Source organism: Rahnella sp. BCC 1045, from assembly GCF_019049615.1.
In the GTDB taxonomy this organism is placed as follows: domain Bacteria; phylum Pseudomonadota; class Gammaproteobacteria; order Enterobacterales; family Enterobacteriaceae; genus Rahnella; species Rahnella contaminans.
Genome location: NZ_JAFMOZ010000127.1, coordinates 13450 through 27458 on the forward strand (window position 1 = coordinate 13450; position 14009 = coordinate 27458).

The 14009-nt window shown below is 52.2% G+C and carries 12 protein-coding genes; 4 read left to right on the forward strand and 8 right to left on the reverse strand.

All coding sequences use genetic code 11. The features are described from left to right. The first annotated feature begins 9 nt into the window (after positions 1 to 9). The 4 genes from yihX to fabY are packed head-to-tail and all read left to right on the forward strand — an operon-like array spanning position 10 to position 2900. Entirely contained in the window at positions 10 to 597 is a 588-nt protein-coding gene (gene yihX / locus J1782_RS12980) for a glucose-1-phosphatase (protein ID WP_217153294.1), read from the forward strand. An 11-nt stretch (positions 598 to 608) separates the two neighbouring features. Continuing rightward, positions 609 to 1487, forward strand: coding sequence for a virulence factor BrkB family protein (locus J1782_RS12985; RefSeq protein WP_152324951.1), 879 nt, complete (start codon positions 609 to 611; stop codon positions 1485 to 1487). A gap of 9 nt (positions 1488 to 1496) precedes the next feature. Continuing rightward, positions 1497 to 1934 carry a D-aminoacyl-tRNA deacylase gene (dtd, locus tag J1782_RS12990; protein ID WP_165061986.1) on the forward strand — a complete coding sequence of 146 codons (438 nt, stop codon included), beginning with the start codon at positions 1497 to 1499 and terminating at the stop codon, positions 1932 to 1934. Positions 1935 to 1967: 33 nt separating this feature from the next. Next, positions 1968 to 2900, forward strand: a complete 933-nt coding sequence (gene fabY, locus J1782_RS12995) for a fatty acid biosynthesis protein FabY (protein WP_152324954.1) — start codon at positions 1968 to 1970, stop codon at positions 2898 to 2900. A 68-nt stretch (positions 2901 to 2968) separates the two neighbouring features. Here fabY and J1782_RS13000 read toward each other — a convergent pair whose 3' ends face one another. From J1782_RS13000 to gmk, 8 genes are all read right to left on the reverse strand, one after another. Continuing rightward, positions 2969 to 4660: an AsmA family protein gene (locus tag J1782_RS13000; RefSeq protein ID WP_217153295.1), complete on the reverse strand. Its 1692-nt coding sequence runs from the start codon at positions 4658 to 4660 to the stop codon at positions 2969 to 2971. Positions 4661 to 4814: 154 nt separating this feature from the next. Beyond that, positions 4815 to 6206, reverse strand: coding sequence for a uracil-xanthine permease family protein (locus J1782_RS13005; protein ID WP_152324957.1), 1392 nt, complete (start codon positions 6204 to 6206; stop codon positions 4815 to 4817). A 266-nt stretch (positions 6207 to 6472) separates the two neighbouring features. Beyond that, entirely contained in the window at positions 6473 to 7798 is a 1326-nt protein-coding gene (locus J1782_RS13010; protein WP_217153296.1) for a PTS sugar transporter subunit IIC, read from the reverse strand. A gap of 246 nt (positions 7799 to 8044) precedes the next feature. Beyond that, positions 8045 to 10126 carry an ATP-dependent DNA helicase RecG gene (recG, locus tag J1782_RS13015; protein WP_217153297.1) on the reverse strand — a complete coding sequence of 694 codons (2082 nt, stop codon included), beginning with the start codon at positions 10124 to 10126 and terminating at the stop codon, positions 8045 to 8047. After that, complete coding sequence (gene trmH, locus J1782_RS13020; protein WP_217153298.1) at positions 10123 to 10821, reverse strand: tRNA (guanosine(18)-2'-O)-methyltransferase TrmH; 699 nt, start codon at positions 10819 to 10821, stop codon at positions 10123 to 10125. Before trmH ends, recG begins: the two co-directional genes overlap by 4 nt. 5 nt (positions 10822 to 10826) lie before the next feature. Further along, on the reverse strand, positions 10827 to 12935 hold the full coding sequence (spoT, locus tag J1782_RS13025; RefSeq protein ID WP_120509389.1) for a bifunctional GTP diphosphokinase/guanosine-3',5'-bis pyrophosphate 3'-pyrophosphohydrolase: 2109 nt from the start codon (positions 12933 to 12935) through the stop codon (positions 10827 to 10829). Between the two features lie 19 nt (positions 12936 to 12954). Beyond that, a complete protein-coding gene (rpoZ, locus tag J1782_RS13030) occupies positions 12955 to 13230 on the reverse strand; it encodes a DNA-directed RNA polymerase subunit omega (RefSeq protein WP_015699238.1) in 276 nt (91 codons plus the stop codon). A 54-nt stretch (positions 13231 to 13284) separates the two neighbouring features. Beyond that, the gene (gene gmk / locus J1782_RS13035) at positions 13285 to 13908 is read right to left on the reverse strand and encodes a guanylate kinase (protein WP_217153299.1); all 624 of its coding nucleotides are present in this window, start codon (positions 13906 to 13908) and stop codon (positions 13285 to 13287) included. Positions 13909 to 14009 lie beyond the last annotated feature (101 nt).

The window sequence follows — 14009 nt, forward strand, 5'->3', positions numbered from 1 at the left end:
GAGCATGCAATGCTGTACATTTTTGATATGGGAAACGTCATTATTGATATTGATTTCAAACGTGTTCTTGGCGTGTGGAGCCATCTGAGCGGTACGCCATTGGCTACGCTGATGGAGCGATTCTCGATGGGCGAGGTATTCCAGAAGCACGAGCGTGGCGAAATCAGCGATGAACAGTTTGCCGCCGACTTATGTCATGAAATGGGCATTGCGCTCAGTTTCGAGCAGTTCAGCGCGGGCTGGCAAGCCATATTTGTCGGGTTGAGGCCTGAGGTGATCACGGTATTCAAGAAACTGCGCGAAGAAGGCCATCGCGTTGTCGTGCTGTCGAATACTAACCGCTTACATCTGGATTTCTGGCCTCAGCACTACCCGGAAATTGAAGCCAATACCGATGCGATGTATCTTTCGCAAAATCTGGGCATGCGTAAACCTGAACCGGAAATTTTCCAGCATGTGATTGAGAAAGAAGGACTTTCTGCCAGCCAAGCAGTATTCTTTGATGATGTTGCTGAGAATATAGAAGCCGCCCGTGCGGCAGGCATTGAGGCTGTGTGGGTGGAAGATAACCAGACAGTACCGAAATACTTTTCCTGAAGGATGTAAGGATGCACAAAAGGGCATTGAGGCACTACCCAAAATCATTATGGAAATTCACAGTCCTGCTCTTAAAGCGTTCAGATAAAGATGGCCTGACGCTTCTCGCGGGCCATTTAGCCTATGTCTCTTTGCTTTCACTGGTTCCGCTGATCGCCGTGGTATTTTCGCTGTTTGCATTATTCCCGGTTTTTTCGGAAATCAGTGCGCAACTGAAAACCTTCATCTTTTCTAACTTCATGCCGGCAACGGGCAATACCATCCAGCGCTATCTTGAACAGTTTGTGGCCAACTCCAGTAAAATGACCGCGGTGGGCACTTGTGGATTAATCGTCACTGCGTTGCTTCTGATAGCTTCTGTAGACAGCGTGCTGAATAAAATCTGGGACAGCAAAACCAAGCGCCCGATTGTGTTCTCCTTTGCAGTGTACTGGATGGTATTAACGCTCGGCCCGATTCTGCTGGTAGCCAGCGTTGCGGTCAGTTCTTATCTGCTTTCGCTGAACTGGCTTAACCTGAGTGGCGTGCATTCCCTTATCGATCATGCGCTGCGGATCCTGCCTTTGCTGATTTCCTGGGTGACTTTCTGGCTCTTATATCAGGTCGTGCCCACGGTCAGGGTGCCGGCCAAAGATGCGCTGGTAGGCGCCCTGGTTTCCGGTGCCTTATTTGAATTGAGTAAAAAAATCTTCACTCTGTATATTCAGCTTTTCCCATCGTATCAGTTGATTTACGGTGTACTGGCGGTGATTCCAATTTTATTTCTTTGGGTCTATGTCAGCTGGTGTATCGTGCTTCTTGGCGCGGAAATCACCGTTACGCTTGGCGAGTTTCGTTCCCTGAGAAAATTGCAGTCTGCTCAGCAAGTAGCAGCAGAAAAATCAGTCTGAAGGATTTGTATGATTGCGTTAATTCAGCGGGTATTGAATGCCAGCGTGACCATCGACGGAAGCGTCTGTGGTGAAATCGGGCCAGGGTTGCTGGTTTTGCTGGGGGTTGAGCGGGGCGATGACGAACAAAAAGCCAAACGTCTTTGTGAACGGGTGATCGGGTACCGGATATTCGGTGACGAGAATGACAAAATGAACCTGAACGTGCAGCAGGCTGGTGGCAGTTTGCTGGTGGTTTCGCAGTTTACGCTGGCGGCGGACACTCAAAAAGGCATGCGTCCGGGGTTCTCACAGGGCGCAGAGCCGCAGGAAGCCGACCGGTTGTATCAGTATTTTTGCGGGCAATGCCGTAAGAAGGGTATTGCTACCGAAACGGGCCGTTTCGCCGCGGATATGAAAGTGGCACTGGTGAATGACGGGCCGGTGACCTTCTGGCTACAAGTCTGATCGATAAGGCATCACGCCGGAGAGAAAGCATCTATGTATCACCTGAGAGTACCGACGACCGAAAAAGAGCTGGCCGCCTATTACCGATTCCGCTGGGAAATGCTGCGCAAGCCGTTGCATCAACCGGAAGGTTCAGAACGTGATGCCTACGATTCGATTGCGCATCACCAGATGGTTGTGGATGAAAACGGCGATCCGGTTGCGGTCGGTCGTTTATATATTAATGCCGATAACGAGGCTTCAATCCGTTTTCTGGCCGTTGATCCGAATGTACAGGACAAAGGACTGGGGACGCTGGTGGCGATGACGCTGGAGTCTGTCGCCCGGCAGGAAGGCGTGAAGCGTGTGGTGTGTAGCGCGCGTGAAGATGCCGTGGAATTCTTCGCCAAGCTGGGTTTTGTGAATCAGGGCGAAATCACCACGCCACAAACGACACCGGTTCGCCATTTCCTGATGATTAAACCCATTGAAACGCTGGACGATATTTTACACCGCCCAGACTGGTGCGGTCAGTTGCAGCAGGCCTGGTACGATCACATCCCGTTGAGTGAAAAAATGGGTGTGCGTATCAGCCAGTACACCGGCCAGAGATTCGTAACCACGATGCCGGAAACGGGCAATCAGAATCCTCATCACACCTTGTTTGCGGGTAGCTTATTCTCGCTGGCCACACTGACCGGCTGGGGACTCATCTGGTTATTGCTGCGTGAGCGCCATCTGGGCGGCACTATCGTGCTGGCCGATGCGCATATCCGTTACAGCACGCCGGTGACCGGCAGACCGCGTGCCATCGCCGATTTGGGCTCTGTCCGGGGCGACCTTGACCGGCTGGCCCGCGGACGCAAAGCGCGCGTGCAGCTTGAAGTGAATTTATACGGCGACGAGACTGACGGCGCCGTGTTTGAAGGCACTTATCTTGTTCTTCCCGCCGCTCCCGGCGCGCCGCTGGAACCTGAAATCAACTGATTCGCTTTCCGTAAAAACAAAAAGGCACCGTGCAAACGGTGCCTTTTTACGTTCAGATGCGGAATTGATTATTCCGGCGCAGCGCCTGAAACCAGCCCGTTAACCATTTGCTGATTCAAAGTCTGTCCGTTGCTGCCGGTAACCTGCAAAGTGCCTCTGAGTGTCGGTTTGAAATCGACATTGGCGGGCATTTGGCCTTGCAAATTGAGCTGCATATTGGCATTACCGTCCAGCGCCAGGTGCGGCCATCCCCAGTTTTCCAGCTCATTTGCCGGCACCGCACGTCCGGTCATTTTCACGGAGAAATGGCGCTGTGGTTGCTGATCTACCGTTGCCGTCGCTTCCAGTAATCCTTCTTTGGTGAAGGCGCTCAGCTCGGAAATATTCACCTGACTGTCGTTCGCATCCAGCGTTATGGAAGGGCGGCGAACATCATTACGGTTGAACGTCGCTTCACTGGCGTTGAGATTCAGCTTCCCGCCCCAGACTCCCCACTGATGGTCGCGCGCCAGCAACAAATTACTGCCCAAACCATCAAGCGCTGTGATTTGGAACGGGAACTGCGGGTTGATATCGATAATCAGGTTACGGTTAGCGATGAACCGGCTGACAGAAATTTCGGCCAGCGGAGCCGGCAACGCCTGAAGCCAGAGTTGTTTCCAGTTCTGAGGCAGCGTGTATTCCAGCCCGGCAACGGAAAGCTCATCCAGTTGCAGACGTTTGTTCGCACGCAGCCAGTTACCGGTCGTTCTCAGCAAGCTACGCTCCCAGCGTGCGGTGGCCTGTTTGATGGAAATTCCCTGCGGGGAAAGGTCGAGGCTGATGATTGGATCCTGAATATGCAGATTACCGTCAATCATGTCCGTCGCGTTCAGCGTGATTTCGCCGTCATCGCTTTGCCAGTCGCCTTTCTCCAGCGTCAGGTCTTGCACGGAAAGGTCGACATCACTGAAAGCCCAGTCAGTGCCTTGCAGCCGGGCGTCGATCAGATCCAGGCGCTGAATCGTCACTTTCGGCAATGTCTGGAAATCATCAAAGAATGCAGAAAGCGATTTTGACGTTTGCAGGCGGACATTGCTCAGACGCAGATTCTCGATATTCCAGCTGCCGTCGGCGACCTGCGTCGCTTTACCGGTCAGCTGACCGCGCGCCAGATCGCCACCGAAATTACTCAGTGTCAGATTCTTGTTGTTGATATTGCCCTGAATCAGCACGTTTTCAGCCGGAAGCCCGTTTACGGTCAGGCTCGATGCGCTCAACTGGAAAACGGCTTTATCACCCAAAAGCTGATTCGGTTTCGGTTGCCACGGCGAAATACCGGCATTAATTTGCTGCCCCTGAATATCGAGGCCTGTGGTATTGCCGGTCAGTGCCATCTTGCTCAGTTGCAGCGTATTGGCCTGTAAGGGCAGCTTGATGGCGGAAGGGCTAACGTTCAGGCGGCCATTGGCCAGAACAACGTGATCGAAAAAGTAAGGGTCAGTAATCTGACGCCAGCTCAAATCGAGATCCACTTCTCCGGCGTTCAGAATTTCAGGCTGATTTTTTTGCCCGAAGATGACATTCGTCAGCGTGATGCGGCCAGGCATTGACCAGTTGTGATCCAGCTTTTCTACCGAGAGCCGGTACTCGCTGTTGTCGCTTATCCAGCGGCTGACCCAGCCGGCAGCCCAGCGGGTTTGTAATAGGACGTACACCAGTACGATCGCCAGCACCAGAAGTAAGGCGAACGTCAGCAAAATTTTACCGATAAATCTCATCGTCTGGAGCCCTGTAACGGGAAAAAGGAAAAAAGATTCTTTGTTTATGCCGCAAACAGCGACTTTTCTCAACAGGTTAGCAGAAGGGAGACAATAAAAAGCGGCAGGGGTTCCAGACCTGCTGCCGCTGTTGCACGTGGATTACATCCCGTGATTACTTTTCGTGAGGGAAAACCAGATTCAGAACTATCGCAGTAATCCCGCCCGCCGCGATGCCGGAAGACAGCAGCGTTTTAATCCAGTCTGGCGCGAATTGCAGGATCAGCGGCTGCTGGGAAACGCCCATGCCGACGGCCAGTGAAAGTGCCATGATCATAATCGCGCGGCGGTTCAGGCGCTCGCGGGAAACAATACGCACGCCGGAAGCGGCAATCGTACCGAACATCACGATGGTTGCGCCGCCTAAAACGGGCTCAGGAATGTGCTGCACAAACCCGGCAACCGCAGGGAAAAGCCCCAGTACGATCAGCATCAGCGCAACCACGAAGCCAACATAACGGCTGGCTACGCCGGTCAGCTGAATCACGCCGTTGTTCTGGCCGAAACAGGAGTTAGGGAAGGTATTGAATACGGCTGACAGCATTGAGTTCAGGCCGTTAGCCAGCACGCCGCCTTTGATGCGTTTCATGTACAGAGGGCCACTGACCGGCTGCTCGGAAACGTCAGATGTCGCAGTGATATCACCGATGGTTTCCAGCGACGTCACCATAAAGATAAGCATCAGCGGGATGAGCAGATTCCAGTCGAAGCCAAGGCCGTAATACAACGGCGTCGGTAACGTAATCCAGTTGCTCTGCGCGGCTGGTGCCACGTCAGGCAACATGCCCATCATCCAGGCCGCCAGATACCCTACCGCCATGGCGATAACCAGAGAAGCGACGCGCATATAGGGATTACGCTGGCGGTTGAGCAGAATGATAACCACCAGAACGACGGCGGCCAGAATCAGGTTTTTAGGTGCGCCAAAAGTATGATTACTCATCGCCGCATAGCCGCCACCAATCGACGTCAGCCCGACCTGAATCAGCGAAAGACCGATAATCATGACGACGATGCCGGAAACCAGCGGGGTGATGACGCGGCGTGCAAGGTGCAGGAAACGCGACAAAACGATTTCGGTACAAGAAGCCAGCATCAATGTGCCAAACAGCGCGGCCATCATTGTCGGAACGTCAGCGCCGCCGTTTTTCAGCGCCAGACCGCCCATAATCAGCGGCGAGACAAAGTTAAAGCTGGTGCCCTGAATTGAAAGCAGTCCGGAACCGACGGGACCCCAGGTTTTAATTTGCAGAATGGAAGCCAGGCCCGAAGCAAACAGCGACATGCTGATAATGTGCTGAGTGTCCTGCGCAGGTAATCCCAGCGCCTGACAAATCAGTAATGCGGGGGTGATCACCGCGACAAACATTGCCAGTAAATGCTGACAGGCGGCAAAGAGAGTCTGAGGTATTGGCGGACGGTCTTCGAGCCGGTAAATCAGTTCACTTTTTGGCTGGGGGGAAAGGTCTGGTTGCTGAGAGTCTTGTTCTGTGGTTTGCGAACTCATGTTATGGCATTCCAATAAGCGGCAAAGCGGGCATTTTTATTGAAATACGCGACAAAAGCAAACGTTTGCTAACGACAATTTAAACTGTGAAATCTTCGTTAAAAAATCTTTTGTGAACTGTTTGCCCGGCTGAGGTTTTTTCTGAGAAGGTCTTGTTCTGTTTTGTACGGGAAATCGGGTAATTCCGGTGGGAGACTGAAGAAAAACAGGCGCCGGGATAAAAGCTACGGCGCCTGTTTCAGGCTTTCTGTTTCTTCACTTATCGCTTACTGAGTAGCCTCTGCTTTTTCCGTAAACACGGCTTCAGCTTCCGCTGCTTTTTCCTGCGTCAGCAACTGCTTCTCATAAACCTTGAAGAACGGATAGTAAATCACCATCGAAAGCGCCATCAGTATGATGACCAGAAGTGACACTTTAAAGTCCCAACCCATTGCCCAGGCAGCACCAATCGGCGCAGGGGACGTCCATGGAACCAGCGAAATCATATGTGGCAGAAGATCGGTTGAGACAGCGGTGTAGGCAATAACGGCATTCACCATCGGTGCCAGCAGGAAGGGAATGAAAAATACCGGATTCATGACAATCGGCGTGCCGAAAATCACCGGCTCATTGATGTTAAAGCAGCTGGGAACCAGGCTGAGTTTCCCCATTGTACGCAGATGCGCGGACTTACTGCGACAAAACAGCAGCACCAGTCCCATTGTCGCGCCGGAGCCGCCGATGACGATCAGGAAGTTCCAGAACGCTTCGGTCATGATGTGCGTCATCGGCAAACCGGCGGCGAGGTCGGTCTGGTTAAGGCCGAGATTGGTTAACCAGAAAGCCTGCAACATGCCGGAAACGATGGCCGAACCATGAATACCGGCGAACCACAGCAGATGGCAAATTAGTACCGCCAGAAGTACGGCGGGCAGGGAGTCAGCGGCGGAAATCAACGGCTCGAACAGCGCCATAATTGCCTGTGGTAACAGCATGTCGAAGCCCGACTGCACCAGCAAACTCAGCGGGAAAAGAGTCACCACCACCGCAATAATCGGGATCAGCAAATCAAACGAATGCTTAATGTTGGAAGGTACCTGTTCAGGTAGCCGTATGCCAATATTGTATTTTTTCAGCAAGCGTGTCAGTTCGGTCACATAAATCGCCACCAGAATTGCGGTGAAAATCCCTACGCCGCCCAGTGCGGCTGTAGACATTTTCTCATCAATCTGAGGCGCAGCCACCAGCAGAAAAGACATCAGCGACAGCATCGCGGTCATAAACGGGTCAAGCTTGTAGCTTCGCGCCAGATTGTAGGCAATGGCCGCAGCGATGTAGATCGACATAATCCCCATCGTCATATTAAACGGCGTCAGAATCTGTACTTCATATTTTGCCGACAGTTCCAGCCAGCTTCGGGCAAATCCCCATGAGGATTCAGGAGAGAAAGGTGGATGTACAAAAACCAGCAAAAAGGACCCTACAATCATAAACGGCATTGCTGAAATAAACCCGTCACGCACCGCCATGACATGGCGCTGGGAAGATAACCGGGCCGCAAACGGGCTGATTTTCTGTTCTATAAAATCAAAGAGGGACTGGCTGATACTCATGATGATTTTGGCCTTATGGTGAGGGGATCTGACAGGCTTACCTTAATTATCATCAGTGTAGTGGCGGGGTGTGAAACCGGTTACCGACTTTACCCCAGTCTGTGAAGGTCATCAAATAACCAGAAGGCTTGATGGTTTTGAGGCAGAAATGAGCAAAAGTTGGGTTAATACATTGAAGCCAAAACATCATTTTCAATAATGTTTTGGCGTTTCAGAAAGAAAAAGAAAAGTCGAAAAGCATAAGAATTATGCGTTGGTATAACGCACTCTTTCCGGCAGCCAGCGCTCAATCAGCGCTTTGGCATGATCGGGGAACTGCTGCTGGAGATACCGTGCAATGCGCTGTACGTCGGGGATCATAGCCTGATCGCGCAGCAAGTCAGCCACTTTAAATTCAGCGCTACCTGTCTGGCGTGTGCCCAGTAATTCACCCGGCCCGCGGATTTCTAAATCCTGCTGAGCAATGACAAAACCATCGTTGCTGTCGCGTAAAACCTGCAAGCGCTTCTGCGCTGTTTTGCTGAGCGGTGTTTTGTATAACAACACGCAGTGGGATGCGACAGCACCACGCCCGACGCGGCCACGCAGCTGGTGTAACTGCGCCAGCCCGAGGCGTTCCGGGTTTTCGATGATCATCAGGCTGGCGTTGGGCACGTCGACGCCCACTTCGATGACGGTTGTCGCCACCAGAAGCTGCACCTCGCCCTTTTTGAACGCCTGCATAACGGCTTGTTTTTCCTGCGCTTTCATCCGGCCATGAACCAGCCCGATATTCAGCGCAGGCAGGGCTTCTTTCAGCCCTTCCCATGTGGCTTCCGCTGCCTGAGCTTCCAGCATTTCGGATTCTTCAATCAGCGTACAAACCCAGTAAGCCTGGCGGTTTTCCTGCTCACAGGCGCTTTTAACGCGGCTGATGATATCGCTGCGGCGAGTATCAGGGATCGCAACCGTCGTTACCGGCGTTCTGCCAGGCGGAAGTTCATCGATTACTGACGTATCCAAATCGGCGTAAGCGGTCATCGCCAGCGTTCTCGGGATTGGCGTTGCGGTCATGATCAGCTGATGCGGATGGAATCCCTGTTGCAGACCTTTCTCCCATAGTGCCAGCCGCTGATGAACGCCAAAGCGGTGTTGTTCATCAATGATCACCAGCGATAATGAGGAGAACAGAACCTGTTCCTGAAAGATCGCGTGAGTCCCGACGACCATCGAAACCTGACCACTGGCAATCGCATCCTGCTGCGCCATTCTGGCTTTGCCTTTTTGTTTTCCGGCCAGCCATCCGACCTGAATACCCAGCGGTTCGAACCACTGACGGAAATTATTAGCATGCTGCTCGGCGAGTAATTCAGTGGGCGCCATCAGCCCGACCTGCTGACCCTGCGCAATCGCACAAAGCGCGGCAAGTGCCGCTACCAGCGTTTTACCTGAACCGACGTCGCCCTGAACCAGACGCATCATCGGATAGTTTTTTGCCAAATCCTGTTCGATTTCAGCCACCACGCGCTGTTGTGCGCCGGTCGGGCTGAACGGCAACAAGGCCAGAAACTGATTTTTCAGGCGATCGTCATGATGCAGCGGCATGGCTTTATAGCTTTGCGTGCCGGCGCGAACGGCCAGCATGCTGAGATTGTGCGCCAGCAACTCTTCCATAATCAGACGTCGTTGTGCCGGGTGATGTCCTTTCTCCAGATCGGCCAGCTGAATATCTGGTGGTGGCCGGTGCAGTAAATGCAGCGCCTGTGGAAGCGGAATTAACGAGCGGCTCAGTTCTTCCGGCAACAGTTCAGCGATGGGCACGGTATCGAGTAATTCCAGCGCCTGATCGGTCAGTTTACGCAGTGTGGCCTGACGGATGCCTTCCGTTGTCGGATAAACTGGCGTCAGCGATTCCTGCAAAACCACTTCGCTGTTTTCACCCTGAATACGATATTCCGGATGAATAATTTCGGCGCCAATTGTCCCGCGTTTAATTTCACCATACGCGGTGACACGACGGCCTGCAGCCAGACTGTTTTTCATCGCGGCGTTAAAATTGAAGAAGCGTAATGTCACCATGCCGGTGCCGTCACTTATCTGACAGGTCAGCATTCTGCGGCGGCCAAAACTGATATCACTGCGCAGTACTTCGCCTTCTATAGTCGCGAAAATACCGGGCTGTAAATCATTGATGGTGTAGAGGCGGGTACGGTCTTCATAACGTAAAGGGAGATGTAGCAATAAATCCTGAATAGTTTCAAGACCGAGTTTAGCGAGTTTGTCTGCCTGACTGGCTCCGACGCCGGAAAGCGACGTCAGCGGGATTGCGTCGAGCAGGCGGCCTTTCATCTTTTTTTCACCGTCATTTGCATCGCTGACCACCATTCATCATCAGCAATAATTTGACCCTTCTCATCAATGAACGGGCGCGGTAATTTCTTACGTTGTGCCACATGAGATAAGACCGGATAGCCACCTTCAAAGAGCAGACGTTGCTGTTCTTTCTCACTTAAAACGCTTTTATCGCGAGTATACATTCCGGCATTTTCACGCTGACGCTGAGCTTCGTACAGGATTAAAGCGGAGGCCACAGACACATTCAGCGACTGTACCATCCCGATCATCGGAATAATAATATCGCTGTCTGCAAGAGCCAGCGCTTCGGGAGTAATACCGGTTTTTTCCTGCCCCAGCAAAATGCAGGTCGGGCGGGTGTAATCAATCGCACGGAAATCGACGGCTTTTTCAGACAGGTTGGTCGCAAGAATTTGCATACCTTGCGCCTTCATTTGTGCGACGGCATCCTGAATTATTTTGTGTGTTTTGACCTGAACCCAGCTGTTGCTGCCTGCAGCGGAAGACACTAACGTCTTCATTCGGGTCGTTGGCCAGACTGCGTGGATTTGGTGAACGCCGACGGCGTCGGCGGTCCGGATGACAGCAGAAACGTTATGCGGTTTATGCACCTGTTCCATGCAGACCGTCAGGTCTGGCTGTCGGGCCGCAAGCATTTCACGGATACGCGCATAACGTTCTGGGGTCATAACAATCAGTTTCGGTTGCGGGTAACTTTGATGACGTCCGGCATGATACGAATTTTACGCATGATATTCGCCAGATGAACGCGGTCGCGGGTCGTCAGGCGGATAAAGGCACTGTATACGCGGCCGTCTTTTTCTTCAGTGCTCAGGCTCTGGATATTTGACTGCGCGGCGTTAATCGCAGCGGTCAGATTTGCCAGAGCGCCCTGATGGTTGAACATGTCGACTTTGATTTCCGCAATAAATTCCTGATCGGTTTCCTGGTGATCGTCCCAGTCAACGGCCATGAATTTCTCAGGTTCTTTCTGATAACCGCGAATGTTACGACAGGACTCGTGATGAATAACCAGTCCTTTACCCGGACTCACGTGAGCAATAATCGGGTCGCCCGGAATAGGGCGGCAGCATTTCGCGAAGGTAATCAGTACGCCGTCTGCGCCTTTGATTGGCAGATTACGTGTGCCCGATGTTGCCATTGAAGACTGATCACCCATCAGATTTTTAGCCACGACGACGCTCATGGCGTTGCCGAGACCAATTTCAGCCAGCAAATCGTCCATCGCCGCGAGCTTCATGCGGTCGAGTTCGTTTTTGATATTCTCTGGCGGAATGTCTGACAATTTCTTACCGGCACCCAGCGCATGGTTCAGCAGACGTCGGCCGAGCGAAACGGAATCATCACGTTTCAGGTTCTTGAGCATCTGACGAATTTTGGCGCGAGCGCGTGAGCTGACGACAAAGTTGAGCCATGCTGCATTCGGACGGGCGCCCGGCGCGGTAATGATTTCGATTGTCTGACCGCTGGTCAGCGGCTGCGAGAGCGGATAAGGCTGGCGATCGACACGTGCACCCACACAGGCATGGCCGATATCGGTATGCACGGCATAAGCAAAGTCGACCGGTGTCGCGCCCGCAGGCAATTCGACAATACGGCCTTCCGGCGTGAAGACGTAAATCTCGTCGGGGAACAGATCCGATTTAACGCTCTCGATAAATTCAAATGAGTTACCCGCGCTCTGTTGCAGTTCTAGCAGACTTTGCAACCAGCGTTGCGCACGAATCTGCGCCGTCGTGCTGGTTTCACTGTTCTCTTTATAAGCCCAGTGTGCCGCAACCCCCATCTCTGCCATCTGATCCATATCTTCGGTACGGATTTGTACCTCAACCGGAACACCGTGCGGGCCGATTAAAGAGGTATGCAGGGATTGATAGCCGTTGGCTTTGGGGATGGCGATGTAATCTTTAACCCGACCCGGACGCGGTTTGTACAGGCTGTGAGCCTGGCCTAATACGCGATAACAGGTATCAAGGTCTTTAACGATCACCCGGAAGGCGTAAATATCCATAATGGAATGGAAACGCTGTTCCTTAAGGTGCATTTTGCAATAGATCGAATACAGGTGTTTTTCGCGACCACTTACACGGCACTGAATACCGGCTTCGGTTAAACGGCCTTCTATCTCAGAGAGGATTTTTTGGATCATCTCTTTACGGTTACCCCGCGCAGCTTTCACCACTTCTTTGATAACGCGATAACGGTTTGGATAGAGTGCTTCGAAGCCCAGCTCTTCAAGCTCGGTTTTCAGATGGTGAATACCCAAACGGTGTGCCAGCGGGCTGTAAATTTCCAGCGTTTCGCGGGCAATGCGGCGACGTTTATCCGGGCGCAAAGAGCCCAGCGTGCGCATGTTATGGGTACGGTCAGCGAGCTTGATCAAGATGACGCGGATGTCTTGCACCATCGCCATGACCATTTTGCGGAAGTTTTCCGCCTGCGCTTCTTTCTTATCGCGGAATTTCAGCTTGTCTAACTTTGAAACGCCTTCAACCAGCTCAGCAACGCTTTTGCCAAACAGTTGCTCCATATCCTGGTAAGTTGCAGGCGTGTCTTCGATAACGTCGTGTAATAACGCCGCCATCAGAGTCTCATGATCGAGCCTCATTTCAGCCAAAATACAGGCCACGGCTACCGGGTGAGTAATATAAGGCTCACCGCTGGAGCGTGTCTGCCCCTCGTGCGCATCCCGCGCCACGAGGTAAGCCTGCACGAGGCGCTTAATTTGCTCCTCCGGCAGGTATTTTTGAATCAGTTGATTCAGGCTTTCAAAGATATACAAGTGAGATCCGTTTCGTTAATTAACGACGGCCTTCAGCGATGGCAGTCACTGCCTGAATCTCTGCGGCTTCCTGCTCTTGTTGCTCCTGACGGTCACGAACGTCGAGGATCTGATTGGTGATCAGGCCTTCTTCGATTTCGCGCAGGGCAATAACGGTGAATTTATCGTTTTCTTCAGCGACCAGTGGATCTTTACCACCAGATTGCAGCTGGCGTGCGCGACGAGCAGCCACCAACACCAGGTCAAAACGGTTACCAATTTTCTCAACAGCGTCTTGAACAGTTACGCGTGCCATATATGTGCTACTCCACAGGGTGACGAAAGACTGGGCATAATACTGAAAGTGACTTCAGTCTGCCAATAGTTTGGTGATTAATCCGTCATGACGGAGCCGCTGACGGCTCAGACGCAGACGTTCGGCGCGAATAATGGTTTTTAAATCCGATAACGCCAGATCAAAATCATCGTTCACAATTAAATAGTCGTATTCGGCAAAGTGCGTCATTTCTGCAACAGCCTGCGCCATACGTTTTGCGATAACTTCTTCGCTGTCCTGACCACGGCCACGCAGGCGGCGATCAAGCTCATCTTTTGATGGCGGCAATACGAAAATACTGCGTGCTTGCGGCATTCTTTTCCTGATCTGCTGAGCACCTTGCCAGTCGATATCCAGAAAAACGTCAACGCCAGACGCCAAAACCTGCTCAATGGCTTCACGTGAAGTCCCGTAATAATTCCCGAAAACTTCTGCGTGTTCTAAAAAGGCATCACGTTCAATCATCTCGCGAAACTCTTCTTTAGAAACAAAGAAGTAGTGCTCGCCATGTTTCTCGCCCGGACGTTCTGTACGGGTGGTATGGGAAATAGAAACCTGTGTGTCGTAGAGCGGTTGTGTTTTCAGTAAAGCCTGAATCAGACTTGATTTACCTGCTCCACTCGGGGCGGAGACAATATATAGCGTGCCTTGAACCATGATGACATTTCAACTGATTGGGTTGATAGGAAGTATGCGAAGAGTGATCTCTCGCACAGTATACACGCTCGCCGCATTCGGTGCAGCGTTCCGACGTATTT